The following is a 26,449-nucleotide window of genomic DNA, read 5'->3' as shown; positions in this document are numbered from 1 at the left end:
GTGCGCATGAATGCGCACCCTACGAAAATCTCGCAAAATTAGCGTAGGGTCGCCATTCATGGCGACCGGTTGTTACTGCAAATCATCCAGCGCCATATTCAGGCGCAGCACGTTCACCGTCTCTTCACCGATAAACGGCAACAGCGGGCGCTCGGTTTGACGCGCAATCAGCGCCTCAACATCTTGCAGCGCCATGTGATGCGCGGCGGCGATGCGCGGAGCTTGCCACAAGGCCGCTTCCGGCGAAATATCAGGATCTAAACCGCTCGCCGACGCGGTGACCAACTCCACTGGCACCGCTTTAGCGGCCTGCGGATTCGCCGCGCGCAGCGCAGCGACGCGTTCCGCCACGGCTTTATCCAGCGCCGGATTGCTGGCGGCCAGATTGCTGCCGCTGGAGGACAGCGGGTTATAAGGCGCATCACCGGTAGCGGAAGGACGGCCCCAAAAGTGGCCCGGCTGGCTAAAGGCCTGGCCGATCTGCTCAGAACCGCGCACCGCGCCATCCTGCTCAATCAGCGAACCCTTGGCCTGCGACGGGAACCACCACTGCGCCAAACCGGTGGTGAGCAGCGGATACACCGCGCCGGTAAGCAGCGTCAGTATCATTAACAATACAATAGCCGGACGTAACTGACTCATTTCTCTTCTCCTCAAGCCAGACCAAGCAGCGTCAGCAGCAGGTCGATAGCTTTAATCCCGATAAACGGCACCACTAATCCGCCCGCGCCATAAATCCACAAGTTGCGACGCAGCAGCGCTGCGGCGCTCAACGGGCGATAACTTACGCCTTTTAGCGCCAGCGGGATCAGAAACACAATCACCAGCGCGTTGAAAATCACCGCCGACAGAATCGCCGAATTAGGCGAATGCAGCCCCATCACGTTCAACATGTTGAGCTGCGGATAGGTGGCGGCAAACGCGGCCGGAATAATGGCGAAATACTTCGCCACGTCGTTGGCGATACTGAAAGTGGTGAGCGAACCGCGCGTCATCAGCATCTGTTTGCCGATGTGCACCACTTCCAGCAGCTTGGTCGGGTTAGAGTCGAGATCGACCATGTTACCCGCCTCTTTTGCCGCCTGGGTACCGGAGTTCATCGCCACCGCCACGTCGGCCTGCGCCAGCGCCGGTGCGTCATTGGTGCCGTCGCCGGTCATCGCCACTAAACGCCCTTCCGCCTGATACTGGCGAATCAGCGCCAGCTTGGCTTCCGGCGTGGCTTCCGACAGGAAATCATCAACGCCCGCTTCCGCCGCAATCGCCGCTGCGGTTAACGGGTTATCGCCGGTAATCATCACTGTTTTGATGCCCATCTTGCGCAGCTCGGCAAAGCGCTCTTTAATGCCGCCTTTGACGATGTCTTTCAGCGCCACCACGCCCAGCACTTGTGCACCTTCAGCCACCACCAGCGGTGTACCGCCGGCGCGCGCCACCTCTTCAACGTCAGCGTTCACTTGCGCGGGAAAACGGCCGTTGCTGGCTTCGATATGGCGACGAACGGCATCTACCGCGCCTTTACGGATCAGGCGATCCTGCACGTTGACGCCGCTCATCCGCGTTTGCGCCGAGAACGGAATGAAGCTGGCGCCCATGCTGCTCAGATCGCGCTCACGCAGGTTAAATTTCTGCTTCGCCAGCACCACGATGCTGCGCCCTTCCGGGGTTTCATCGGCCAGCGACGCCAGCTGCGCCGCATCGGCCAGCTGCTGCTCGCTAACGCCCGGTGCCGGCAGGAATTGCGTCGCCTGACGGTTGCCGAGGGTAATGGTGCCGGTTTTATCCAGCATCAACACATCGACGTCACCCGCCGCTTCAACGGCACGACCGCTGGTAGCGATAACATTCGCACCGAGCATGCGGCTCATGCCCGCCACACCGATAGCCGACAACAAGCCGCCGATGGTGGTAGGAATCAGGCACACCAGCAGGGCGACCAGCACCGTCACGCTGACGGGCGTGCCACCATAGGCTGAGAAGGGCCACAGCGTGACGGTCGCCAGCAGGAACACAATCGTCAGCGACACCAGCAGAATGGTCAGCGCCACTTCGTTCGGCGTTTTGCGACGTTTGGCGCCTTCCACCATGGCGATCATGCGATCGAGGAAGGTTTCCCCCGGATTGACGCTGCACTGAATCACCAGCCAGTCAGACAGAATGCGTGTACCGCCGGTTACGGAGGAGAAGTCGCCGCCGGATTCACGGATCACCGGCGCAGATTCACCGGTGATCGCGCTTTCATCCACCGATGCGCCGCCCTCCAGCACTTCGCCGTCGCAGGGAATGATGTCACCGGCTTCCACCAGCACCACATCGCCTTTGCGCAGCGTGTCGGCGGCCACGTTGTGCCACTGCGCGCCATGGCGCGGTTCGGCCAGTTTTTTCGCATCGCTGGTTTTGCTGATGCCTTTCAGGCTGTTGGCCTGCGCCTTGCTGCGCCCTTCCGCCAGCGCTTCGGCAAAGTTAGCAAACAGCACGGTGAACCACAGCCAGATGGCAACCGCAGCGGTAAAGCCAGCGCTGCCGCTGAGCGTGCCGACGGCCATGCCAGCCGCTAATACCGAGGTCAGCACGCTGCCGAGCCACACGATAAACATCACCGGGTTGCGGAACTGTACGCGCGGATCGAGTTTTTTTAGCGCATCCAGCATGGCAACGCGCGTTAGCGCCGCATCAAACAGCGCCAGTTGTTGACGACTCATGATTCCGTTATCCCTGAATAAGTTGCAGATGTTCCGCTACCGGGCCAAGCGCCAGCGCGGGGATGAACGTCAACGCGCCCACCAGCAAGACGGTGCCAATCAGTAGCGCGATAAACAGCGGGCCGTGCGTTGGCAGCGTACCGTTGCCCACCGGCTGAATTTTCTTCGCCGCCAGCGAACCGGCAATCGCCAGCACCGGAATGATGATGCCGAAACGACCGATCAACATGCAGAAACCCAGCAGCAGGTTCCAGAACGGCGTGTTTGCGCTCAGGCCGGCAAAGGCGCTGCCGTTGTTGTTGGCCGCCGATGACACCGCATACAGCACTTCGCTAAAGCCGTGAATGCCGGGATTGGCCATCCCCGCGCGGCCAGCGTCGGTCATCATCGCCAGCGCGGTACCGAGCAGCACCAGCGTTGGCGTCACCAGAATCGCCAGCGCGGTCATCTTCATCTCCCACACGTCGATCTTTTTGCCCATATATTCCGGCGTGCGACCGATCATCAACCCGGCGATAAACACCCCCAGCAGCACGAACAGCAGCATGCCGTACAGACCCGCGCCAACGCCGCCGAATACCACTTCACCCAACTGCATCAGCCACATCGGCACCATGCCGCCGAGCGCGGTGAAAGAGTCATGCATGGCGTTCACCGCACCGCACGATGCCGCGGTGGTGATCACCGCAAACAGGCTGGAGTTGAGGATGCCAAAGCGCGTCTCCTTACCTTCCATGTTGATGGCGCTGTCCGCGCCAAGCGTCAGGAAGTGCGGGTTACCACGCAGTTCGGCCCACATCACGGTGATCACCGCCAGCACGAACATAATGGTCATCGCCCACAGCAGCATGTGGCCCTGACGACGATCGCCAAGATGCTGACCAAAGGTGAAACAGAGCGCTGCCGGGATCAGGAAGATGCTCAGCATCTGGATGAAGTTACTCAGCGCCGTCGGGTTCTCGAACGGATGCGCCGAGTTGACGTTAAAGAAACCGCCGCCGTTGGTGCCAAGCATTTTGATCGCTTCCTGCGACGCCACCGGTCCGAGCGGCAGCGTCTGCTGCGCCCCTTCCAGCGTGGTAAGCGCGTGATAAGGCTCGAACGTTTGAATGCTGCCCTGGCTGACGAAGAACAGCGCCATCACCAGGCTGATCGGCAGCAGCACGTAAACGGTGATGCGCGTCAGATCGCGCCAGGCGTTGCCGAGCGTCGCCAGCGAACGGTTGGCGAAACCACGAATCAGCGCAAACGCCACCGCGATGCCGGTTGCCGCCGACAGGAAGTTCTGCACCGTGAGGCCCGCCATCTGACTGAAATAGCTCAGCGTGCTCTCCCCGGCATAAGACTGCCAGTTAGTATTGGTGACGAAACTGATGGCGGTATTCAGCGCCAGATCCCAGCTCAGATTGGGCAGATGCTGTGGGTTGAGCGGCAGCGCCGCCTGCGTCATCAACATCAGCAGCAACACAGCAAAACCGAGCAGGTTAAACAGCAAAATCGCCAGCAGATAGTGCGGCCAGCGCATGGCGTCGCCGTCCGCGCCGGCCAGTCGCCACAGCGCGCGTTCGGTGCGCGGCAGCAGCGGCTTATCAGCGACGAATAGCGCGAGGTAACGACCCAGCGGTTGCGCCAGCACCATCAGTACCAGCAGGAATACCGCAATCAGCAAGAATGCATTCGCAGCCATCAGAACGCCTCCGCATTAAGCAGGGCATAAATCAGGTAGCCCAGAAGAATAAACACCAGCACGATGCTGGCTATCACGCCCACGCTCACAGCAACCTCCAGAGGATTTGGTAGTGCTGCAAGCATGCGCGGCGCGGCATAAAGAAGGGGTAAAAAGGCAGGAGACGGGCGTAAATAAAGTATAAAAATGGTGTGAAATTAAGCGCTTTCTAACGCCCAGATACGATTCAGATCGACGTTGTGCCACAGTCCGCTGTCCTCAGCGCCGGTAATACTGTCGGTGCAGAAGCTGTCGCCGAGATCGAGCGCTTCCGCTTTCACTTCGCGTTGAGCGTGAAGCGACCAGAAAACATGCACTTTTGGTTTCAGCAATGATTTTTCACCGGCCTGCACCACCAGCGCCACGCGCCCGGAAGCCAGCCGTACCAGCGATCCCACCGGATAAATCCCGATAGTACGCACGAAAGTATGCATCAGCGTGTTGTCGAAATGGCCGCGCCAGCTCAGCATATGGTGCATCGCTTCAGCAGGGGTCCAGCCTTTGCGATACGCGCGATTCGAAGTCACCGCATCATAGACGTCACACACCGCCGCCATGCGGGAAAACAGCGTGATGTCCTCTCCTTTCAGGCCGTGTGGATAGCCGCTGCCGTCATATTTTTCATGGTGGTGCAGCGCGATATCCAGCAGATCTTCACCGGCATCGGCTTCCATCAACATCTGCGCGCCGACAATCGGATGCTGGCGCATCACGGTAAACTCTTCGTCGCTCAGCCTGCCGGGCTTGTTGAGAATCTCCAGCGGTACCGCCGCTTTGCCGACATCATGCAGCAAACCGCCCATGCCGACGCGACGCAGCTGTTGCTCATCCAGGCCCATTTTTTTGCCGAGCGAAATCATTAATCCGCACACCGCCATCGAGTGCAGATAGGTGTAATCGTCATGATTTTTCAGCCGTGCCACACTGAGCAATGCCGTTGGCTCGCGGGTAATCGAACCGGCAATTTGATCCACCAGATCAAGGGTATAATCAAGGTCAAGCCTTTGCCCCATGCGCGCCTCATTAAACATCGCCAGCACCTGCAGCTTCCCCTGATTGAAAATACTTTGCGCTTGATCCATCTCCTGAAAAAAGGGCGTTTGCGGAATAGCTTTCTGCGGCATAGGCGCGACAGGAGCCTGAACCGATTTATCGAGATCGATCCACAGCTGCAGGATCCCCTCGTTACGGATCATCGCGATCTGGCGTTTATCGGTGATCAGCATTTGGTTGCGGATGCGCTTATCTTTTACCCACCAAACCTCAAGTTTGTGGATAAACATGCCCTGCCGCAGTTCGTCAACGTTAATCAGCTTTATCACGATATCGCTCCTTAATATCAGTGGGTGGTAAGGAGATATCGGCAGCTGAACAAAAAATCTTCAGGAGGGATTTGTGCGATTGGTGAGGATTGTGGGGGGAGGTGCGCATCGATGCGCACCGTATGACGGTAAGGGCTTTGACCAGGTGCGCATAAATGCGCACCCTACGGGGTTGTAGGGTCGCCATTCATGGCGACCTGGCTTGAAGTCTCCTGCTCCTCGCCGACGCGTTCAATCGGTCCCATCACCAGCAGGAACAGCAGTGCCGCGACGACACAATGCGCACCCACGAATACCAGCCCGATGCTGTAACTGCCGGTTAAACCGACGATGATGCCGAACAGCAGCGGCGTGATAAAACCAGCCATATTGCCGATGCCGTTAAAAATCGCACCTGCCAGGCCAACCGCTTCTTTCGGTGCAGTATCGCTAACAATCGTCCAGGTGCCCGCGCCTGCCGCCACGCCTTTGCCAAAGAAGGCGAAGGACATAATGGCGATAATGCCGACGTTGCTGGGGATAATCGCCGCCAGAATCAGCGATGCGGCCATCAGCATGCCAACGATATACGGCGTCTTACGCGCCCACGACAAACTCCAGCCGTTCGCCAGCAGTTTGTCGGAGATATAGCCGCCGCTGATACCGCCGAGGAAGCCGAACAGCGCCGGCGCGATGGTGGCAAAGCCGGCATCCATAATGTTCATGCCGCGCGCCTGCACCAGATAGATCGGGAACCAGGTGATAAAGAAGTAGCTCAGCGCAATAGTGCAATATTGGCCGATATAGGCGCACCACAGCATGCGGTTACTCAGCAGCTTTTTGAACATCGCTTTGCTCAGCGGCGGCCGGGCTTTTAAGGTGTGCGCCTCATCAATATCCACCAGCGCACCGCCCTGCTCGATATAGCGCAGCTCCGCGTCCGATACCTGTGGATGGTGGCGCGGGCTGCGCATAAAGCCCATCCAGACAAACACCGCCAACACGCCAATGCCGCCCAATACAAAGAACGGCCATTCCCAGCCGAAGCGCGACACCAGCCAGCCAGAAAGCGGCGAGAAGATGGCCACGGCAAAATATTGCGCCGAAGCAAATAACGACGAGGCACGACCGCGTTCAGCGCTCGGAAACCACATAATCACCGCGCGCGCATTGGCAGGAAAACTCGGTGCTTCAATCAGGCCCAGTGCAAAACGCAGCGCAAACATCAGCGTTAACGCCATGGTCATTCCGCTGGAGAACTCTCCCACAAAGCCCATTAGCAGCGTGGAAATCGACCACAGCGCCAGCGTCACGCCATAAACTTTTTTGGTGCCGAAGCGATCGAGAAACAGCCCGCCAGGGATCTGGCCGATCACATACGCCCAGCTGAAGGCTGAGAGGACCAGGCCAAGCTGAATCGCCGAAAGTCCAAACTCATCTTTGATCGCCGATCCGGAGATCGACAGGATCGAACGGTCGGCGTACGCCACCACGGAAAGAAACAGGATCAAGCATAAGATCCACACGCGTACGTGGCTATTCTGCCTGCGGTTATTGGCTTTGTGCATGGGCTGAATTCCTTAATGAGTGCGCTCGATGTCTTGCAGGAATACCGCTTTATTTCCCCTGTTCAGCAACTATAGGAAGCCAATTCAGCCGCGGTCATTGGGCGAATGGCGGAATCGCGCGGGCAAAATGGCATCGGATTTGGCAACTGCCACAAGGCGAGGTGCGGCGCTGCACAAAACCAACAAGAACAGCGTGCTTTTGCACCAGAATGTGCGCCTGTTCTAGGAAAATCCTTCGCATCAACACTATGAGCGCGCGAAGAGAAGGCGCGCCTGGCAGCAAAGTGTGCGCTTAGCTGCAAAATCCGCCCAAGCAGATTGTCAGCCGCCTGACGGACTCGTAGGCTGAAAATGATTTCATTGAGCCATTTTTAATATCAATGAAACATTCATTCTAATAACAAGCTTACTCTGGAGTCTGCGATGAAAACCCTCAAGGCGATTGTGTTGCTCGGCCTGCTCTCAGTTTCTGCCTCGGCACTGGCGGAAAAAATTGGCGTATCAATGGCCTACTTCGATCAAAACTTCCTGACGATTATTCGCCAGTCGATTGATAAAGAAGCTAAAGCGCGCGGACTCGATATTCAGTTTGAAGATGCACGCGGTGACGTTGGCCGCCAAACCGATCAGGTGCAGAGTTTCATCGGCTCAGGTGTGGACGCCATCATCGTCGATCCAGTCGATTCCGCCAGCACGCCGCAACTCACCAGGCTGGCGCAGCAGGCGAAAATTCCGCTGGTGTACGTTAACCGCACGCCGGGCGATAAATCGCTGCCGCCGGGCGTAGTATTTGTCGGCTCCGACGAGCGTGAATCCGGCACTTTGCAGATGGAAGCGCTGGCCAAAATGGCCAATTACAAAGGTAACGTGGCGATCATGATCGGCAACCTGACCGATGCCGGCGCGCTGCAACGTACTAAAGACGTTGAACAAGTGGTGGCGAAATATCCCGGCATGAAAGTGGTGCAGAAGCAGCCCGCCAACTATGCGCGTAACGAAGGCATGGATCTGATGAACAACTGGCTTGGCAACGATGAAGCGATTGATATTGTTGCAGCCAACAACGATGAGATGGCGATTGGTGCCGCTATGGCGCTGGCAAAGGGCAACAAAAAAGTGCTGGTGGGCGGCATTGATGCCACGCCGGATGGTTTGAAAGCGCTGTCGCAGGACAAGATTCAGGTGACGGTGTTCCAGGATGCGGTCGGCCAGGGCAAAGCGTCGGTGGATGTGGCGCAGAAGCTGATTAAAGGCGAGAAAGTCGATTCACACGTGTGGATCCCGTTCGAGCTGGTAACCAAAGAGAATATGCAGAAGTACGTGGAAAAGAGCCAGTAACCGTACACCCATGCAGGGTTGGCCCAGTTGGGCCAACCGCGGATAATCACGCTCGATAAGATAACCTGGCAGGATTTAACTTATTGATCGAAAAGTGATTTATACCATTCCCCCATCGCTAGTTAGGTGGTAAACCAGCCTTAAAACAAACACCTTATATGAAAAGCCCAAAGCAGTGTCCTGACTTTGTAATCCCCTACAACATGCCGTTTTATCATTTGATTTCTTAATGAAACCCTCTCAGAATCCACACAAAGTACAGGCCATTAATTAATCAACAAGCAAAAGGGATTGCGCTGTGAAACTTAAACCTTCCGTAGGGATAGCGGGGGTCTTGCTGCTGACCGCATTCTTTCAGCCTGCTTTCGCCGGCACTATTGAAGCAGTAAATCATACGAAATGGGCCATCAATCACTTCAGCGTGAATGGTCAGTCCGGGCTGGATGCTATAGGCCCGTTTCAAGGGGGCGGTGGAGGATGCTGCTATCAGTCACCATCTGCGTGGAAACCAGGATTGACCGTTCGGGTCGAATGGGAAACCGGCATTGCTTTTGCCAGTGATGCTCCAGAAATACCCAGACCAAAACCCCCAGTGAATCACGGGCAAACTAAAAAAATTTGGGAGCAAGAAGCAAGAACTTATAACAATGATTTAGCTGCATGGTTTCAGAAAATCAAATTACTGAACAAAACGCACTCCGCGGTTGTTCAGCTTCCTCCCTACACCTCTTCTGAAAAAACCTGCGGTATCACGGTCCACTTCTTCCCCTGTGAACAGATCAAGGTAACAACCAGTTGTGCCAGTTATGGCAGCCCTGCTTATCCCATCAAAGAACCTGTGAACATGAAGGAGCCTGCTGTATGTCCGAAGTAAACACCGCACTAACCTGGTATCCGCCAGAACTTCTATGACTTAGCACACTTAATGAAAAGCGGAATGATTTACATAAATACACGTCTTTAACCATCCAACCAGCAAAAGGAATTTGGCTGTGAAAATAAAATCTTTTGTAGGGATCGCGGGGGTCTTGCTGCTGACCGCATTCTTTCAGCCTGCTTTCGCCGGCACTATTGAAGCAGTAAATCACACGAAGTGGGCTATTAATCACTTCAGCGTGAATGGTCAGTCCGGGCTGGATGCTATAGGCCCGTTTCAAGGGGGTGGTGGAGGATGCTGCTATCAGTCACCGTCTGCGTGGAAACCAGGATTGACCGTTCGGGTCGAATGGGAAACCGGCATTGCTTTTGCCAGTGATGCTCCAGAAATACCCAGACCAAAACCCCCTGTTCTAAAGGGGCAAAGCAAAGAAGCCTGGCATCAGGAAGCGGTTGCTTATTACCAAAAAGAGCAAGAATGGTTTCAAAAAATTAAATTACTGAACAAAACGCACTCCGCGGTTGTTCAGCTTCCTCCCTACACCTCTTCTGAAAAAACCTGCGGTATCACGGTCCACTTCTTCCCCTGTGAACAGATCAAGGTAACAACCAGTTGTGCCAGTTATGGCAGCCCTGCTTATCCCATCAAAGAACCTGTGAACATGAAGGAACCTGCCGTATGTCCGAAGTAAACACCGCACTGACCTGGTATCCGCCAGAGTTTCCGGCATTGGGGAGATTGCCCAAAGATGCAGCACTGGCTGGCAAGAATTACCGACAGCAGGACAGTCAGGAGCTGGCATATCACAACGAACTCTCTATGGCAGCAGGCCGCCGCGTAGAACCTCCCTGCTGCAAGACCCTGCACATTAGCCTGTTTTTTGATGGTACCGGCAACAACCTCAATCACGACCTCTATATATCCAAACCGAAACATCCTACCAATATCGCCCGCCTGTTCCGGGCAACCATAGGCCAGGGCTATGCCGCTGGTCTTGGCAGCAGGAATTCAGAGCTAACGGACCTCGCGGAAAGTGCCGGCAACAAATATTACAAATACTATATGCCCGGCGTGGGTACTCCTTTTCCTGAAGTAATGGACCTGGATTTCAGTATGACCGGTTTAGCCTTTGCGATGCGGGGTGAGGACAGGATTAACTGGGGGCTTCTGCGGATAATTGACGCTCTGCGACGTACCACCGGGCTGGCGAAAATTGATGATGGTGAATGCTGGAAATCAGTGCAGAACATGGCAACGTCAATGGCTATCTTCGGCTTTACTGGCAGCAGCAACCGTTATGAAGAGTTTCAGCGCCTGCTCAAGGCCCCAGACTTACAGGAAAAACTGAAGGTCGCGCTGAACCCGGCGGAACCGGGAAAAATCAAGTTGCTGGGCATTAAGCTCTATGTTTACGGTTTTTCACGCGGGGCAGCGGCAGCCCGCACCTTTGTCAACTGGCTCAGCGAGCTACTCCCCTCACCTCAAGACGGAAAGGGCACGCCAGAGCAATGTCTAATGGCTGGCGATCTAAAAATACCGCTCAGCGTAGAATTTCTCGGCCTGCTCGATACGGTGGCCTCGGTGGGGGTACCCCATCTGGCACCGATAGCGCAAGGCCATATGGGATGGGCCGACGGCAATCAGGAGCTGCCTGACGAAGAAACCTACAGCGGCCTGATAAAACGCTGTGTACACCTGGTTTCCGCCCACGAGCAGCGGTTGTGCTTCCCGCTGGACTCCATCCGCCGCACTGACGGCACTATGCCAGCCCACAGCGTTGAAGTTGTATACCCCGGTATGCACTCCGACATTGGTGGCGGCTACCCGCCGGGCGACCAGGGCAAGGCAAACGGGCCGGACGATGGCATTCTTCTTTCTCAAATCTCGCTCCATGATATGTACGCCGCTGCCTTTTACGCAGGGGCACCGCTAAAGGTTCCATTAGAATCAATCCCTGAAATTCTAAAAAATGATCAGTGGCGTATCATACCTGAGGATGTCCGGCAGGATTACATGGTATCTCCAGAACTGATTCAACGCTTCAACGCCTGGCGTACGCTGACGCTCAACCTCTCGCCTGCTGCAGAACTTTTCACTTCAGCCCAGTCTGCAAGCTACAAACCGGAACCAGCCCAAATAAGCCTGGAAAAGGCCTTAGAGGAGCAGGTTGCCTGGCTCACCGCATGGCGCATCGGACGCTATGCGAATGGCACCTACAAAACGCAGCGTTTTTATATCGATGCCGCCGCCAACGGGCTGGACAGCGACAGCGATCCGGCTGTTCTTAAAGCCTCAAAGCAAGCACAGGCAGACCGGCAGAAAGCAGTAAACGATAAACGAAAAGAAATGCAGTCCAAAATGAATGAAGGCGAGTTTAAGCTAATGCCGCAAGGGCCTAAGGACTTTGACGCAGCCCTAGGCCAGACCCAGCTTCGCCAGGGTGCCGACGAGTTCCGTCATGAATATCAGAGACTGCGCCCGGACAATACCCAGGAATGGTATTTCGAGCCCCTATACGCACTGAAAAACTCGGTCTTTTTACTGAATACCGATAATGAATACGACGAGTGGCTGCGGATGAAGACTGCCGGTGAGAGCCGCCTCAAGGTGCTGTTCCCAACGACAGATACACTCGACGCGATGCTCCCCGGCGGGCTAGTTCGTTCGCTGTTTGACGACCAGATACATGACTCCCGTGCCTGGTTCATGCATAACGCTTTTGGCGCCCGCGAGCCATGGGGCAGCTACTTCCGATACCGAATGGTTTATTTTGGTAAAGATTGTAATAAACCGTTGTCTCCGCTCATTATCGCTGGCATGGCCGTTGGGGTTGCCACGCTTGCAGGCGGCGCCGCATTTATCATTCGCCAGAAAAACCCACAAGGCAAACTACTTGGTATGGCTGGCATGTTGGGCGCGGTATCTCTGGAGACACAGGCTGTCGATATCCTTTCAGGCAAACCGCTTCCCCTACTCCCTGGCGCTGAAGTGCTGCAGGCATTTACCCAGAAGCCCGGTGCTGTCGTCGCCCAGCAAAAGGCAGCTATTGCACAACAGGAATTCGCCAGGATCAAAGCTGTAATTGATGCGGGATGGTTGGATGGAGCTATGGAAGCAGTGAATACCTGACATCGTTAAATTGGCGAAGAGTGGGTGACTTTGTGCGTTTTTTGGCAAGGTCGCCATAATGGCGACCCTACGGTTAAGAGCGTAGCTGCGCCATCTGCACAATATCGTGATACTCGCCGTCGCGCAGGCAGGCTTTGCGCTTCACGCCTTCGCGCTCGAAGCCCAGCTTTTGATACAGGCCCAGCGCGCGCTCGTTGTCGTGGAACACTTCCAGCTCAATGCGCATTATCCCCAGCCAGTTGTAGGCGTAATCGATGGCGTGGCGAATCAGTTTTTCACCGATGCCGCGTCCACCATAAGCCGGATCGACGCTAATGCCAAAACTGATGCTGTGGCGGGTACGCGGGCGCTGCTCAACAAATAGCGTCAGCTCGCCAACCATCGCGCCATCAATCTCCGCCACAAAGCCGATATACCCCAGCTCATCCATTTTCTCGAACTTTTTCTCCCAGGTCGCCACGCTAGGACACGGCAGCTGCGTGGTCCAGCGATACACATCAGGATGGCTATAAAGACGCTGGTAGGCGGCGGCATCGCCCGGTTCACGACCGCGAATCAGTAAATCCATGTCGGTAATCCCTTTTCACTTGCACTAAGCTGTTAACTCTCACCAATTTGGGAAGAGTGACTCTATGTTGTATCGTCGTTTTGAACGTTTTATCAATATTTTCCAGGATGCGCCAACCGATTCCCCACCTTCCAGCGTTTGGCCGTTTTACTTCTATTATCTGCGTCAGGTTTGGCCAAGCTTTGTCGCGCTGCTGATTGTTGGGCTGGCGCAGGCGCTGATTGAAGTGGCGCTGTTTAGCTATCTCAGCCGCATTATTGACCTGGTTAATCACTCCACGCCCGCCACGCTGTTTAGCGATAACGGGCCGGTGCTGCTGTGGATGGCCTTTGTGGCGCTGATCCTGCGGCCGGTGGTGATTGCCGTACACGACATGCTGGTACATCAAAGCATTAACCCGAGTATGACCAGCATGATCCGCTGGCAGCATCACAACTACGTGCTGCGCCAAAGTCTGAACTTCTTCCAGAACGATTTTGCCGGGCGCATCGCCCAGCGCATCATGCAAACCGGTAACTCACTGCGTGATTCGGCGGTACAGCTGGTGGATGCCATCTGGCACGTGGTGATTTATGCGGTGACCTCGCTGGTGCTGTTCGCCGAAGCGGACTGGCGCCTGATGATTCCGCTGGTGATCTGGATTGTCGCCTACAGCGTATCGCTGAGCTTCTTCGTGCCGCGCGTCAAGCAGCGTTCGGTGGTGTCATCGGAAGCACGCTCCAAATTGATGGGCACCATCGTCGATGGCTACACCAATATCGCCACCATCAAACTGTTCTCGCATAACGATCTGGAGAAGCGTTACGCGCGCGAAGCGATTCAGGAGCAAACCGACAAAACCCAGCATGCCAGCCGCATGGTGACCACCATGGATATCACGCTCTCAACGCTGAATGGCCTGCTGATTGTCAGCACCTCGGCGCTGGCGTTGTGGCTGTGGAGCCAGTCGCTGATAAGCGTAGGTGCGATTGCGTTGGCGACCGGTTTGGTGATCCGCCTGGTGAACATGTCCGGCTGGATCATGTGGGTAGTGAACGGCATCTTCGAAAATATTGGCATGGTACAGGATGGCCTGAACACCATCGCGCAGCCGCTGAGCGTGCAGGATGAGCCCAACGCTAAAAAGATGCAGGTGACGCGCGGCCAGATCCGCTTCGAAGATGTGCGTTTTGATTACGGCGGCAGCCGTCAGGTGATCAACCGCCTCAATCTCAACATTAAGCCAGGCGAGAAAATCGGTTTGATTGGCCCGTCCGGCGCCGGTAAATCCACCCTGGTGAATCTGCTACTGCGGCTGTATGACATCAACAGCGGGCGCATTGTGATTGACGATCAAAACATCGCCGAAGTGACGCAGGAGAGCCTGCGCGGGCAAATTGGCATGATCACCCAGGATACCTCGCTGCTGCACCGCTCGATTCGCGACAACCTGCTGTATGGTCGACCGGACGCGACAGAAGCGGAGTTGCAGGCGGCGATTATCCGCGCGCGCGCCGACGAGTTCATTCCGTTGCTCTCCGATCCGCAAGGCCGTACCGGGCTGGATGCGCACGTTGGCGAACGCGGCGTGAAGCTGTCGGGCGGCCAGCGTCAGCGTATCGCTATCGCCCGCGTGCTGCTGAAAGATGCGCCGATTCTGATCATGGATGAAGCCACCTCCGCGCTCGATTCCGAGGTAGAAGCGGCGATTCAGGAGAGCCTGGAAACGCTGATGCAGGGCAAAACGGTGATCGCCATCGCGCACCGTCTCTCCACTATCGCGAAGATGGATCGTCTGGTGGTGCTGGAGAAAGGGGAGATTGTCGAGATGGGCAACCACCGCGAACTGCTGGCGCACGGCGGCTTGTACGCGCGCCTGTGGCAGCATCAGACCGGCGGTTTTGTCGGCGCGGATTAATCACCGCGTCGATACGGCAGGGATTCGCGCGCTTCTATCGCCCAGGCGCGCACCCCTGCCCGTTCCTGCTGCAGATAATCGGCTACCGCTTCACGCAACCCGGGATGAGACAGATAGTGCCACGAGTGCGTGATGTGCGGCTCAAAGCCGCGTACCAGCTTGTGCTCGCCCTGCGCACCGGCATCAAAACGCTGCAAACCTTCCGCAATGGCGAAATCCATGCCCTGATAAAAACAGGTTTCAAAATGCAGGCGATCAAACTCCGCCAGGCAGCCCCAATAGCGGCCATACAGCGTATTGCCATCCACTAAACAGAACGCCATCGCCGCCGGTTGGCCCTGCAGCGTCGAAATCACCACCCGAATCGAACGTGGCATCCGTTCTGCCAGCAGGCTAAAAAATTGGCGCGTCAGATAGGGTCGCTGACCGCGCACCGCATAGGTGTTGGCGTAACAGGTGTAGATGAAATCCCACTGATCTTCGCGCAGCTCATCGCCGCGATACCAGGTGAAATCAAAACCGTTGTTCATCACCTGTTCACGCTCTTTGCGCAGCTGTTTACGCTTGCGTGACATCAGCGTGTCGAGGAAATCCTGGAAATCGCGATAGCCTTTATTATGCCAGTGATACTGCAGACCAAGGCGCTCCAGCCAATCTGGCTGCTGTTCAATGATCTGGTTAGCGAACGGCGTGGTGAAGTTGATATGCGCACCGCTCAGGCCGTGCTCAAACAGGTTATCCGGCAGCGCGTTGAGCAGTTTTCGCACCGCCGCTTCATCGCCCAGCAGGCGTGCGCCGGTCACTGGGCTGAACGGAATCGCGCCCAGCCATTTCGGGTAATACGCAATACCCGCGCGCTGACAGGCATCCGCCCACGCGTGGTCAAACACATATTCTCCGCGCGAATGGCGTTTGCGATAGCCCGGCAGCGCCGCGCGCACGCTACCATTCTCACGCCATAACAGGTGATCGGGCTGCCAGCCATTTTCCGGCCGCACGCTGCCGCTCTCTTCTAATGTCAGGAGAAAGGCGTGGCGTAAAAAAGGTTGATCGTCAGGTAACAGCGCATCCCACTCGACAGCAGAAATCTCCGCCAGCGACGACAGATGAAACAAAGACATTCACGGCTCCCGGCCAGGTGAAAGCGAAAGTCTAGTTCAACAGGTTTTCCCGCGCGGGAAAAGGTGCAGCGCACTGAATGTGTAATGGAGGTATTTAACCGGTTGCGCGCCCTGCGGTTGATTGATTTTAGGTCGCCATAAATGGCGCCCCTACGATGGACCGACGCGTTTTGTAGGGTCGCCATTTATGGCGACCGTGTGCACAATTTGACACGGGTGACCCGCAGGCCGCACCCTACGATTTTCTCGTCACCTGGAATCTTGATGGATCGACTCGATTGTGACCGCATGTTCGTCGCGGTGCTGGAAGTGGGCAGCTTTGCCGGCGCGGCGGCGCGTCTTGGCACCAGCAGTGGCCAGGCCTCAAAGCTGGTTTCGCGGCTTGAGCAGGAGCTCGGTGTGCAGCTGTTGAAACGCAGCACGCGCGCGCTGTCGCCCACTGAAGTCGGTCGCGCCTACTACGAGCGAGTGAAAACGCTGCTGGAAGCCTTTGCTACGCTGGATGCCACAGTGCGCGATAATGCGACTACGCCAACCGGCCGCCTGAAAATCAGCGCTCCAGGCACTTTCGGCACGGCGATACTTTCCAGCGTATTGGTCGAGTTCGCACGCCACTATCCGCAGATCGAACTCGACGTTAACTTCTCCGATCGCGCAGTGAATATCGTCGATGAAGGATTTGATATGGCGATCCGTATCGGCAAGCTCGACGACAGCAGCCTAATCGCCCGCCGCCTCGGCGATGTGCCGATTCGCGTTGCTGCCTCTCCGGGCTATTTGCTCCAGCACGGCACGCCGCAGCACTGGCGCGATTTGGCGACGCATCAATGTATTAGTGACACCAACTTCCGCGATCCCTGGCATTGGCCGTTCGTTACGCCGTGCGGCGACAGCGTAAGCATGCCGATTCGTGGTCGTCTCTGTTTCTCCAATACCGAAGCCTGTTTACAGGCGGCGATGGCCGGATTAGGCATCGCGCGCCTGCCGGGCTTTATTGCCGTATCCGCGCTGCAGCGTGGCGATATCGTCCCATTGCTGGAAGCGTTTGCTACGCCGCCGCTCGGCCTGTTTGCGCTCTATCCGCCGGCGCGCCATCTGGCGCAAAAAACCCGGCTGCTGATCGATTTCCTCGCCAACCATTTCCAGCACCATCCGCCCGGCTGACTCCTTCCAAAATGGAAGCAATGAAAGCCGTTTTGCCCGGATTATCACTTATCCAGCAGCGATGTATGCTCTCTTCATCAACGTAGAGGAGCAAAATTATGCTGGTAAACGGTAAGTGGAGTGCAGAGTGGCATCCGGTGCAAGCCACCGACAAACAGGGCGGATTTGTGCGTCAGACCTCCAGTTTTCGTCACTGGATTAGCGCAGATGGCTCCAGCGAATTTGCGGCCGAGCCGCATCGTTATCACCTCTATGTGGCACTGATTTGTCCCTGGGCTTCACGCACGCTGCTGGCGCGCAGCCTGAAAGGGCTAGAGCACGTGATCAGCGTGTCGGTGGTTGAGCCGCAGCTCGGCGCGCAGGGCTGGCGCTTCGGCGATTATCCCGGTGCAGATCGCGACTGGCTCAACAAAGCCGAATACCTTCACGAGCTTTACACCCGCGCCGATGCCGATTTCACCGGGCGCGCCACCGTGCCGGTGCTGTGGGACAAGCAGACGCACACCATCGTTAATAACGAGTCGGCCGATATTTTGCGCATGCTGAACAGCGGCTTTGGCGCGCTGGCGGACGATCGCATCGATCTCTATCCCGAGGATCTGCGTGCCGAGATCGACGCGCTGAATGAAGCGATCTATCCACGCCTGAATAACGGCGTCTATCGCACCGGCTTCGCCACCACGCAAGTGAGCTATCAGCAGGCGTTTAACGACGTGTTCAGCCAGCTGGATGAGCTGGAGCTGCGTTTACAGGATGGCCGCACTTTCCTGCTCGGCGAGCGCGTAACCGAAGCGGATATCCGCCTGTTTGTCACGCTGGTGCGCTTTGACGTCGCCTATCACGGCCTGTTTAAATGCAACCTGCGCCGCCTGCACGACTATCCGCTGCTCGATCGTTATCTGAAGAGTATGCTGGCGGTTTCGGGCGTGCGTCAGACGGTGAATATCGACCATATCAAACAGGGCTATTATTCGATTAAAGCGCTGAATCCCAACGGTATTGTGCCGGTTGGCCCGGATATGACGGCCTACGGTTTATAAGGAGCAGTGCGATGGCAAAAGCGTTAGTGATTTTTTTACATGGCGTCGGCAGCAGCGGCAACGATCTGGCGGTGCTCGGCGAACATTGGGCGCGCCTGCTGCCGGATGTGGCGTTTGCCTCGCCGAATGCGCCCTTCCCGTTCGAACATGCGATGGGATATCAATGGTTCAGCCTGACCGGCATCACGCCGGAAAACCGCCCGGCGCGCGTACGCGACGCGCGTGCCGCCTTTGATGCCACGCTGCAACAGCTGATGGCGCAACACGGCATGGCGGACGCGTGGGATAAAGTGATTCTGGTGGGTTTTTCGCAGGGTTCGATTATGGCGCTGGATGCGCTAGCGTCTGGCCGTTATCCGCTGGCGGGCGTGGTGGCGTTTTCCGGCCGTCTGGCGTTTGACGCAGCCTTAACGCCGCAGCCTTACACGCCTGCGCTGCTGATTCACGGCAAAGCCGATGATGTGATTCCGTTTAGCGAAAGCGAATCGGCGGCGCAGCGTTTGCAGCAGGCGGGCGTGACGGTGGAAGCGCGTTATGAAGCCGCAACCGGCCACACCATTTCATCGCAGGGCGCGATGGATGCAGCCGGGTTTATTGCCCAATGCTTGCAGGATTAAGGCCAGTAGCGGTTTAACGCCTGCCACGCCTTGTGCGCAGCCACGTCCGCTGGCTGCGCTTTCAGCTCATCATTAAACACTTCAATGCCGACCGGCCCGCTGTAACCCGCACTTTTCAGCTTATCGACAAAGCGTTCCACTTCGATAATGCCGTCACCCGGCAGCAAACGCTGATGACGCGCATACTCGCTGAGCGGCTTTTTATCCTGCGGCGGCATCTCTGCCATGTCGCACAGCTGCACTTCGTAGATACGATCGGCAGGAATGCCATCCAGCTGCGACGCATCGCCGCCTGGCGCACAGATGTGGAACAGATCGACCACTAAACCGATATTCGGTTGGTCCAGCCGCTGCAGCCGTTCCCATGCCAGCGGCAGCGTGTTATCCACGCTGCACCACGCCATTGGCTCATACATGATGCGCATGTTGTAGCGCGCGGCTTCCGACGCCAGCCAGCGCAAATCTTCATCAATCCGCGCCGCCACGCAATCTTCGCGCGTGCTGGCCGGTGCCTGGATGGTGTCGCAGCCGATGGCCTGAGCAATCTGAATAAACTGGCGCAGTTCTTCGCGTTTTTGCTGACGATCGCGATCCGGCGCACCGGTGAAATCGCGTAGCACCTGTACATTGGTGAAACCCAGCTGCAACTGCTTTGCGAGCTGCGGCGTACTGGCCTGCACATCTTCACGCCAGATCTCCACCTGGTCGAAACCGGCGGCGCGTGCGGCGCGCAGCTTTTCCTCAGGTTCACCGTTTAACAACACCAGGTTAAGGAATTTGGGGTTACGGCGCATTAATCAGCTCCTTAATCGTCCGGATAATCGGTGACAAATTCTGTCCGTCACGCGGACAGAACGGCGTTCAGTATCTACCTCTTAGGAGTTATTTCAAGCGTGGCGGTTATCCCAGCAGATTCACCACGGCAAAACCGGCGAAGGTCATCAGCAGAGAACCGATAACATGCACCATGACACTCGACATCGCCCAAAGGTATTTACCTGATTGTAGCAGCCCGACAATTTCCGCCGAAAAAGTGGAGAAGGTGGTTAAACCGCCACACAAACCGGTAACTATCAGTAACTTCCAGAAAGGATCGATCTGTGGATTACGGACAAAAAACGCCAGCGCGGCACCAATAATAAAACCGCCCACCAGATTCACCATCAAGGTGCCCGGCGGCAAATTGGGAAACAGCGCGTTAAACCGCAAAGAGATTAACCAGCGCAATGAACAGCCCACTGCACCGCCAACGATAACCGCCAGTAACGACTTCAACATAGTGTGTAGCTCCTGAAATGAAATACGCGCAGGGCCGCGGCAGGACAGAAAACACCTGACACACCGCCGTCTCCCGCGCAGGGATACGAGTGTTGTCAGGCGTCATCAGCCGTCTGTGACCAGAACGGCGGTTGGGGAAGGTGGCACGCCATCACCTTAGGCGGGAGATAATACGCTGGCTGGGCAATGCAGACAATATGAGGAAAAAGGCACACAGCTGTAGCGGCGCGATTTATCGCGCGTATCAATGGCGGCAGAGCGCTAAATTCAGAAATGCGCAATAAATTGCGCCGCTACGGTGTGTGCGAATATCAACGATTGAAATGAATCACGCCCTTAATCAGTTCGCGATTATTGATGACCTCGGCTTCAAAGGTCTCCGCCAGCGTAGAGAAATCATAGTGACGATTCAGCATCATATCGGCACGAAGCTGACCGTTAGCCATCAGTTCACCGACTTTGGCGAAATCTTCCAGCGTGGCGTTGCGGCTGCCCATCAAGGTGGTCTCCTTTTTATGGAACTCGATGTCGGGAATCACCAAATCCCCTTTATGCAGGCCAACAAACACGATGGTGCCGCCGTGACGAATCAGTTTTACCGCACCGTTCATTGCCGCCGGGCTGCCGGTAGCATCGATCACTTTGGCGGCTAAGCGTCCGCCAAACTCCGCTTTCATCTGCGTTGCAAAATCCTCTTCCAACGGATTTACCGTCGCCAATCCCAGCTTCTCCGTCACATGCGCACGCCGCTGCTCGCTGGTATCCGCCACCACCACATGAGCGCCAGCCGCTGCCGCAATCGCCGCCACGCCGAGACCAATCGGCCCTGCGCCCACCACCAATACCTGTTCATCCGCTACCACCGCTGCACGGCGTACCGCATGGGCGCTAATGGCAAAGGGTTCAATCAGCGCGGCGGCTTGCGGATCGACATCATCTACCGCCAGTAAATTGCTGGCGGGCACGCTAAGGAATTCGCAGAAACCGCCATCCTGATGCACACCAATCACCGAGATTTTTTCGCAGCAGTTGGTTTTGCCGCTCAGGCAGGCATCGCACTGCTGGCAAGCCACATAAGGAATCAGTGCCACGCGCTGTCCTGTCCGGAAGCCGCTCGCCTGGCTACCGAGTTGCACTACTTCGCCGCACAGCTCATGCCCCAACACGCGCGGATAGCTGAAGAACGGCTGATTTCCGGCCCAGGCATGAATGTCGGTGCCGCAAATCCCGGCGGCGATCGGTTTGATGAGGACTTCATTCGCGGCAGGCGTCGGTTTAGTACGCTGCTGCCACACCATCTGGCGCGGCTCGGCGACCACCAGCGTTTTCATTGTTGTCATGGGTTTCTCCTGTGCTGATGTCGAAGTTATGGCGAAAATCATGAGTTGTAGGTTTTTGCGTGGGGGGAAGTGTGAAGCGATCCGCTTTTTTTGGGCTTTGTATGGTTTTTAATTAATAAAAAACCGGAGACGCGTATGAGCCGCAGTCAAAACCTACGTCAGAACGTGATTAACCAAATGCTGGAGGGCATTGCCAAACGGCATATCCGTTCGCCGCTGCCACCGCAGGCGGCGCTGGCTGAGATGTTCAATATCAGCCGCACGACGGTGCGCTACACGTTACAGCACCTGCATGAGCGCGGCGTGCTGGAGAAGGTGGATGAAACCTACGTGATTGTGCGCGATCCCTGCGATGAAGACGGTTTTAACGCTCTCACACCGCCCATTGAACAGCAGGCCATGCAGTTTGAGCAGACCTTTTTCAACCTGATTAACCAGCGCCAGCTGATGCCGGGCGACACCTTTAGCGAGCTGCAACTGGCGCAGCAGGTGAAAGTGAGCCCGATTGTGGTGCGCGAATTTTTGCTGCGCTTTATGCGCTATGACCTGCTGGAACCGGTGAAACGTGGTCAGTGGCGCATGAAGAAGTTCGATCAAAACTATGCCGAAAATCTGTTTGAGCTGCGCGAAATGCTGGAAACCCACGCGCTGACGCGCTTTCTCAATCTCCCTTCGCAGGATGAGCGCTGGATGCAGGCGCGCGATCTGCTCGATCGCCATCGGTCGATGCGCGATACCATCGCCAGCAATTACCGCCACTTCGCCGCGCTGGATAAAGAGATGCACACGCTGATTCTCTCGGCCGCCAACAATCCTTTTTTCAATCAATCGCTGGAGATCATTTCAGTGATTTTTCACTCGCACTATCAGTGGGATGAAACCGATCTCAAGCAGCGCAATATCGTGGCGCTGGAGGAGCATATGGCGATTCTCACCGCGCTGATTAGCCGTCAGGATGTGGAAGCGCTGTGCGCCCTGCATAATCATCTCAATACAGCCAAGACCTCGATGATCCGCTCAATTCGTCAGTACAATTAAAAACCGATTAAAAACCACAAAGCATTAGCTCCCGCACGAATCTGAAACATCTCCGCAACATCCGAACGGTTTGCTTCTAGTCTCGAAGTCAATCCGTTGTGGCAGCACCGTTTCGCTGCCGCAGGATCCCACATCCACGCATAACGATAAGTACCCACATCCGGGAGGTTGCAATGGAAAATACTTCGGCTCGTGGTCGCGAAAATGCGCCACAACCCGCTGCTGACGGGCAAGATTTTATCCCGGCACGCGGTGATGAAGTGCGCTCGCCGCGCATCAAAAAGATTCAGGTCACCGCCATGTTGCTGCTGCTGTTTGCCGCCATGATCAACTATCTCGATCGCAGCTCGCTGTCGGTCGCCAACATGACGATTCGCGGCGAACTGGGGTTATCCGCGACCGAGATTGGTTTACTGCTTTCGGCGTTTTCCCTGGCTTACGGCCTGGCACAGCTGCCGTGTGGCGCGCTGCTGGATCGCAAAGGGCCACGCATTATGCTGGCGATTGGCATGTTCTTCTGGTCGCTGTTCCAGGCCGCAGCCGGTTTGGTGCATAACTTCACCCAGTTTATTTTCGTGCGCATCGGTTTGGGGATTGGTGAAGCGCCGATGAACCCGTGCGGCGTGAAGGTGATTAACGACTGGTTCAACATCAAAGATCGCGGCATGCCGATGGGGATGTTTAACGCCGCTTCGATGATTGGTTTATCCATCGCGCCACCTATTTTGGCGGCGATGATGATGGTCATGGGCTGGCGCGGCATGTTCATTACCATCGGCGTGCTGGGCATGTTCCTCGCCATCGGCTGGTATCTGATGTACCGCGACCGCGACAACAGCAAACTGAGCGGTGAAGAGATTCACTATTTGCAGGCGGGCAGCGTGGCATCACGCAAGGAACCGCTGAGTTTTGCCGAGTGGCGCGGTCTGTTCAAGCAGCGCACCATGTGGGGCATGATGATTGGCTTCAGCGGCATCAACTACACCGCGTGGCTGTATATCGCGTGGCTGCCGGGCTATCTGCAATCCACCTATAACCTCGACCTGAAAAGCACCGGTTTACTGGCGGCGATTCCTTTCCTGTTCGGCGCGGCGGGCATGCTGCTGAACGGTTATGTGGTAGATGCGCTGGTGCGTCGCGGTCACGATGCGGTGAAGGTGCGTAAGATCTCCATCGTCAGCGGCATGTTGCTGTCCGCCGCGTTTACTGCGTTTGTCACCCGCGCCACCGACACCACCAGTGCGGTGACGCTGATTGGTATGGCGCTGTTCTGCATCCACTTTGCCGGGACATCGTGCTGGGGTTTGATTCACGCCAACGTCACGGCACGCATGACGGCATCGGTCGGCAGCATCCAGAACTTCGCCAGCTTCGTGTTCGCCTCGTTCGCCCCAGTGATTACCGGTTGGGTGCTGGATACCACCAAGTCATTTAGCCTGGCGTTGATGATTTGCGCCGGTGTGACGGTGGTGGGGGCGCTGGCGTATTTGCTGCTGGTACGTAAACCGATTACGGATGGGATTTGATGCAGAGCCGGATGCAGGACGGTCGCCATGAATGGCGACCCTACGGGTTTTGGAGGGTGCGCATTTATGCGCACCAGCAATAGGCGTTATGCCGGGCGGGTAAAAAACTGCGATTCACACTGCCGGGCAATCTCCCACAGCTTGTTGCGAATCACCTGTTTCAGCTGCAGCGTGGACTGCGACTGCGGCCGATCGCGGCGACTGATTAACATCACTTCAAACGGCAGCGGCTGCGCCACCGGCAGCAGCTTGAGCTGGTCGGCATAACGACAGGCGGTGAACAGATCGACAATTCCCACGCCGCCGCCCGCCAGCACCATATCGGCAATCACGGAATAGGTTTTGATCGACAGCGAAACCGCTGGATTCAACCCCTTATCGCGCAGCGCGCGGTGCAGTACCCGACCCAGCGGATCCTGATTCTGCATCATCAGCAGGTTGTTGGCGCACAGCCACTCCAGCGTCACCGGCTCATGATGGGTGTGATGGCGCGGCAGCAGCGCCACCATCGATGACTGAAACAGCGGCTCGGCAAGTAAGTCCGCCTCCACCTGCTGCCCAAACACCAGCGCGAAATCGAGCTGATTATCCATGATCATGCGGCATAAGGTGCTGAAGTGCTCGGTCACCAACTCGACGCTAACCGACGCCGCCTGTTGTCGCCAGTTCACCAGCGCCGGTGCCAATACCATCTGACCAAATGCGTGCGCGGCGCCAACGCGCACCGTTTGCCCTTCGCCGCGCCGCAGCTGTTCGGTCAATTGGGTAATCGACTGTAAACGTTGATAGATATCTTCCACTTCCGGCAGCAAGCGCCGCCCTTCTGCGGTAACAACCATCCCCTGCGCACGCCGTTCGAACAGGGCAAAGCCAAGCTGCTGCTCGGCGTGATTCAGCACCCGGCTAACATTCGGCTGCGACACATTGAGCAGGCGCGCCGCCGCACTGATGCTGCCGGTCTGCACAATCGCCTGAAACACTTCAATATGCCGCAGCCGCATGGTTATTCGCCCCAGGTGGCTTCAAGTACGCGCAGCCAGTTGCCGTGGCAAATCTTCTCCAGCAGCGCGCGTGAATAACCGCGTGCCGCCAGCGCCTGCACCAGCAGCGGGAATCCGGCCACGTCTTTCAGATCGCCCGGCATGGTTGCGCCATCGAGATCCGAACCAAATCCAACGCCATCTTCACCGACTTTTTCCAGCAGATACTCGACGTGACGCACGATGGCATCAACGCCGGTCGGCGCGTGGCGATCGCCATCTTCGCGCAGGAACGGCACTGCAAAGTTAACCCCGACAAAGCCGTGAGTTTCGGCAATCGCTGCCAGCTGGCGATCGGTGAGATTACGTGACTGCGCGCTTAGCGCATGCGCGTTGGAGTGGCTCGCCACCAGCGGTGCATCGCTGATCTCTGCGGTGTGCCAGAAGCCTTTCTCATCCATGTGCGACAGATCGACCATGATGCGGCGGCGATTACAGTCGCGCACCAGCTGCTTGCCCGCCGCCGTCAGGCCGTTGCCGACATCCGGCGACGAAGGATAGAGGAACGGCACGCCGTCGCCGAACTGATTCGGACGACTCCACAGCGGCCCCAGTGTACGTAAACCGCTGGCGTAGAGGATATCGAGCAGCTCGCCATCGCTATCCAGTGCTTCCGCGCCTTCCACGTGCATCACCACCGCTAATACGTTGTGAGCCATGCAGTGGCGAATATCGCGCACGCTGCGGCAAATCTTCACCTGGCCGTTTGAGGCCTGCTCAATGCGCAGCAGCAGCGCCAGCATGGAAAAGGTGGCGTCGCGCGCAGCGCTGATAATTTCCTGCGGAAAATTTGCGAGGTCTGGCGCACTTCTTGCAATCAGAGGGTGGGACGGTACCCAGGTGGCGAAAATGCCACCTAACATATTTCCCTGACGGATACGCGGAAAATCCATTTGGCCGCTGTGGGTGCCCGTAAAAAATGCCTTAACCGCGTCCGGCTGATGGTGCTGCCAGAGTTTATTCAGCACATCGTTATGGCCATCAAAAACCGGAATGGTGAAGGTTGTCGCATCAGACATGTTGTTCAGTTCCATGTTCGGGAGAAAGCGCAGCACTGCCAGCTGGCGGAGCAAATTGCACCAAAAAAGGGCGTGTGAAACAAAAGGCTTCGTGCCGGTATTAATCCTCCCGCACGCCAGGAAAGTCAAGACATAAAAACGCAAAATAACAATTTTTTAT

Annotated in this window: 23 protein-coding genes and 1 riboswitch; of the genes, 10 read left to right on the top strand and 13 right to left on the bottom strand. The window is 56.5% G+C overall.

What is annotated here, in order from left to right; genetic code table 11:
- Positions 1–72: 72 nt before the first annotated feature.
- The 6 genes from kdpC to ACIP6T_RS21500 form a co-directional block, all read right to left on the bottom strand.
- Positions 73–642, bottom strand: a complete 570-nt coding sequence (kdpC, locus tag ACIP6T_RS21525) for a potassium-transporting ATPase subunit KdpC (RefSeq protein WP_097095721.1) — start codon at positions 640–642, stop codon at positions 73–75.
- 11 nt (positions 643–653) lie between these two features.
- Positions 654–2,702 (bottom strand): potassium-transporting ATPase subunit KdpB, encoded by a 2,049-nt coding sequence (kdpB, locus tag ACIP6T_RS21520; protein ID WP_345827854.1) that lies wholly within the window; start codon positions 2,700–2,702, stop codon positions 654–656.
- Between the two features lie 7 nt (positions 2,703–2,709).
- Complete coding sequence (gene kdpA, locus ACIP6T_RS21515) at positions 2,710–4,389, bottom strand: potassium-transporting ATPase subunit KdpA (RefSeq protein WP_097095719.1); 1,680 nt, start codon at positions 4,387–4,389, stop codon at positions 2,710–2,712.
- Complete coding sequence (gene kdpF / locus ACIP6T_RS21510) at positions 4,389–4,478, bottom strand: K(+)-transporting ATPase subunit F (protein ID WP_099686964.1); 90 nt, start codon at positions 4,476–4,478, stop codon at positions 4,389–4,391. Before kdpF ends, kdpA begins: the two co-directional genes overlap by 1 nt.
- A 108-nt stretch (positions 4,479–4,586) precedes the next feature.
- The gene (locus tag ACIP6T_RS21505; RefSeq protein WP_400458819.1) at positions 4,587–5,750 is read right to left on the bottom strand and encodes an HD-GYP domain-containing protein; all 1,164 of its coding nucleotides are present in this window, start codon (positions 5,748–5,750) and stop codon (positions 4,587–4,589) included.
- Positions 5,751–5,914: 164 nt separating this feature from the next.
- Positions 5,915–7,297 (bottom strand): MFS transporter, encoded by a 1,383-nt coding sequence (locus tag ACIP6T_RS21500; protein WP_400458817.1) that lies wholly within the window; start codon positions 7,295–7,297, stop codon positions 5,915–5,917.
- A gap of 423 nt (positions 7,298–7,720) precedes the next feature.
- Between ACIP6T_RS21500 and ACIP6T_RS21495 the strand changes: the two genes are divergently transcribed.
- The 4 genes from ACIP6T_RS21495 (at position 7,721) to ACIP6T_RS21480 (ending at position 12,641) form a co-directional block, all read left to right on the top strand.
- Positions 7,721–8,635 (top strand): sugar ABC transporter substrate-binding protein, encoded by a 915-nt coding sequence (locus tag ACIP6T_RS21495; protein ID WP_400458815.1) that lies wholly within the window; start codon positions 7,721–7,723, stop codon positions 8,633–8,635.
- Positions 8,636–8,933: 298 nt separating this feature from the next.
- Positions 8,934–9,509, top strand: coding sequence for a DUF3304 domain-containing protein (locus ACIP6T_RS21490; RefSeq protein WP_400458813.1), 576 nt, complete (start codon positions 8,934–8,936; stop codon positions 9,507–9,509).
- Between the two features lie 142 nt (positions 9,510–9,651).
- Positions 9,652–10,203 carry a DUF3304 domain-containing protein gene (locus tag ACIP6T_RS21485; protein WP_400459010.1) on the top strand — a complete coding sequence of 184 codons (552 nt, stop codon included), beginning with the start codon at positions 9,652–9,654 and terminating at the stop codon, positions 10,201–10,203.
- Positions 10,191–12,641: a T6SS phospholipase effector Tle1-like catalytic domain-containing protein gene (locus ACIP6T_RS21480; protein ID WP_400458811.1), complete on the top strand. Its 2,451-nt coding sequence runs from the start codon at positions 10,191–10,193 to the stop codon at positions 12,639–12,641. The genes ACIP6T_RS21485 and ACIP6T_RS21480 overlap by 13 nt, the downstream gene beginning before the upstream one ends.
- A gap of 73 nt (positions 12,642–12,714) precedes the next feature.
- Here the strand turns inward: ACIP6T_RS21480 and ACIP6T_RS21475 are convergent, their stop codons facing one another.
- Complete coding sequence (locus ACIP6T_RS21475; RefSeq protein WP_345827844.1) at positions 12,715–13,209, bottom strand: GNAT family N-acetyltransferase; 495 nt, start codon at positions 13,207–13,209, stop codon at positions 12,715–12,717.
- Between the two features lie 64 nt (positions 13,210–13,273).
- On the opposite strand from ACIP6T_RS21475, the gene ACIP6T_RS21470 reads away from it, so the two are divergent.
- Complete coding sequence (locus ACIP6T_RS21470; RefSeq protein WP_345827843.1) at positions 13,274–15,106, top strand: ABC transporter ATP-binding protein; 1,833 nt, start codon at positions 13,274–13,276, stop codon at positions 15,104–15,106.
- Here ACIP6T_RS21470 and ACIP6T_RS21465 read toward each other — a convergent pair.
- Positions 15,103–16,227, bottom strand: coding sequence for a GNAT family N-acetyltransferase (locus ACIP6T_RS21465; RefSeq protein WP_097095711.1), 1,125 nt, complete (start codon positions 16,225–16,227; stop codon positions 15,103–15,105). The two genes, ACIP6T_RS21470 and ACIP6T_RS21465, sit on opposite strands and share 4 nt — an antisense overlap.
- A gap of 264 nt (positions 16,228–16,491) precedes the next feature.
- Between ACIP6T_RS21465 and ACIP6T_RS21460 the strand changes: the two genes are divergently transcribed.
- The 3 genes from ACIP6T_RS21460 to ACIP6T_RS21450 all read left to right on the top strand — a co-directional run bounded on the left by ACIP6T_RS21460 (position 16,492) and on the right by ACIP6T_RS21450 (position 19,048).
- Positions 16,492–17,391, top strand: coding sequence for a LysR substrate-binding domain-containing protein (locus tag ACIP6T_RS21460; protein WP_400458808.1), 900 nt, complete (start codon positions 16,492–16,494; stop codon positions 17,389–17,391).
- Between the two features lie 98 nt (positions 17,392–17,489).
- Positions 17,490–18,431, top strand: a complete 942-nt coding sequence (locus ACIP6T_RS21455) for a glutathione S-transferase family protein (protein WP_097095709.1) — start codon at positions 17,490–17,492, stop codon at positions 18,429–18,431.
- Between the two features lie 11 nt (positions 18,432–18,442).
- Positions 18,443–19,048, top strand: a complete 606-nt coding sequence (locus ACIP6T_RS21450) for an alpha/beta hydrolase (protein ID WP_400458806.1) — start codon at positions 18,443–18,445, stop codon at positions 19,046–19,048.
- Here ACIP6T_RS21450 and ACIP6T_RS21445 read toward each other — a convergent pair.
- The 3 genes from ACIP6T_RS21445 to ACIP6T_RS21435 all read right to left on the bottom strand — a co-directional run bounded on the left by ACIP6T_RS21445 (position 19,045) and on the right by ACIP6T_RS21435 (position 21,666).
- Positions 19,045–19,842: a sugar phosphate isomerase/epimerase family protein gene (locus tag ACIP6T_RS21445; RefSeq protein ID WP_400458804.1), complete on the bottom strand. Its 798-nt coding sequence runs from the start codon at positions 19,840–19,842 to the stop codon at positions 19,045–19,047. The genes ACIP6T_RS21450 and ACIP6T_RS21445 overlap by 4 nt on opposite strands.
- A gap of 106 nt (positions 19,843–19,948) precedes the next feature.
- On the bottom strand, positions 19,949–20,326 hold the full coding sequence (gene crcB / locus ACIP6T_RS21440; protein WP_097095706.1) for a fluoride efflux transporter CrcB: 378 nt from the start codon (positions 20,324–20,326) through the stop codon (positions 19,949–19,951).
- An 89-nt stretch (positions 20,327–20,415) separates the two neighbouring features.
- Positions 20,416–20,491, bottom strand: a riboswitch (Fluoride riboswitch).
- 146 nt (positions 20,492–20,637) lie between these two features.
- A complete protein-coding gene (locus tag ACIP6T_RS21435) occupies positions 20,638–21,666 on the bottom strand; it encodes a zinc-binding alcohol dehydrogenase family protein (protein ID WP_400458802.1) in 1,029 nt (342 codons plus the stop codon).
- Between the two features lie 135 nt (positions 21,667–21,801).
- Between ACIP6T_RS21435 and ACIP6T_RS21430 the strand changes: the two genes are divergently transcribed.
- Positions 21,802–22,704 (top strand): FCD domain-containing protein, encoded by a 903-nt coding sequence (locus tag ACIP6T_RS21430; RefSeq protein WP_400458800.1) that lies wholly within the window; start codon positions 21,802–21,804, stop codon positions 22,702–22,704.
- 173 nt (positions 22,705–22,877) lie between these two features.
- On the top strand, positions 22,878–24,230 hold the full coding sequence (locus tag ACIP6T_RS21425) for an MFS transporter (RefSeq protein ID WP_400458798.1): 1,353 nt from the start codon (positions 22,878–22,880) through the stop codon (positions 24,228–24,230).
- 86 nt (positions 24,231–24,316) lie between these two features.
- Here ACIP6T_RS21425 and ACIP6T_RS21420 read toward each other — a convergent pair whose 3' ends face one another.
- Both ACIP6T_RS21420 and ACIP6T_RS21415 read right to left on the bottom strand, forming a co-directional pair.
- Positions 24,317–25,231 carry a LysR family transcriptional regulator gene (locus ACIP6T_RS21420; protein WP_345827831.1) on the bottom strand — a complete coding sequence of 305 codons (915 nt, stop codon included), beginning with the start codon at positions 25,229–25,231 and terminating at the stop codon, positions 24,317–24,319.
- Between the two features lie 2 nt (positions 25,232–25,233).
- On the bottom strand, positions 25,234–26,289 hold the full coding sequence (locus ACIP6T_RS21415) for a dipeptidase (protein ID WP_400458796.1): 1,056 nt from the start codon (positions 26,287–26,289) through the stop codon (positions 25,234–25,236).
- Positions 26,290–26,449: the final 160 nt, after the last annotated feature.

Origin of the sequence: Pantoea sp. NPDC088449 (assembly GCF_044753225.1) — a bacterium.
GTDB classification, from domain to species: domain Bacteria; phylum Pseudomonadota; class Gammaproteobacteria; order Enterobacterales; family Enterobacteriaceae; genus Pantoea; species Pantoea floridensis.
The sequence above is the reverse complement of the archived record's forward strand: the minus strand, read 5'-3'. Positions and strand labels throughout refer to the sequence as shown.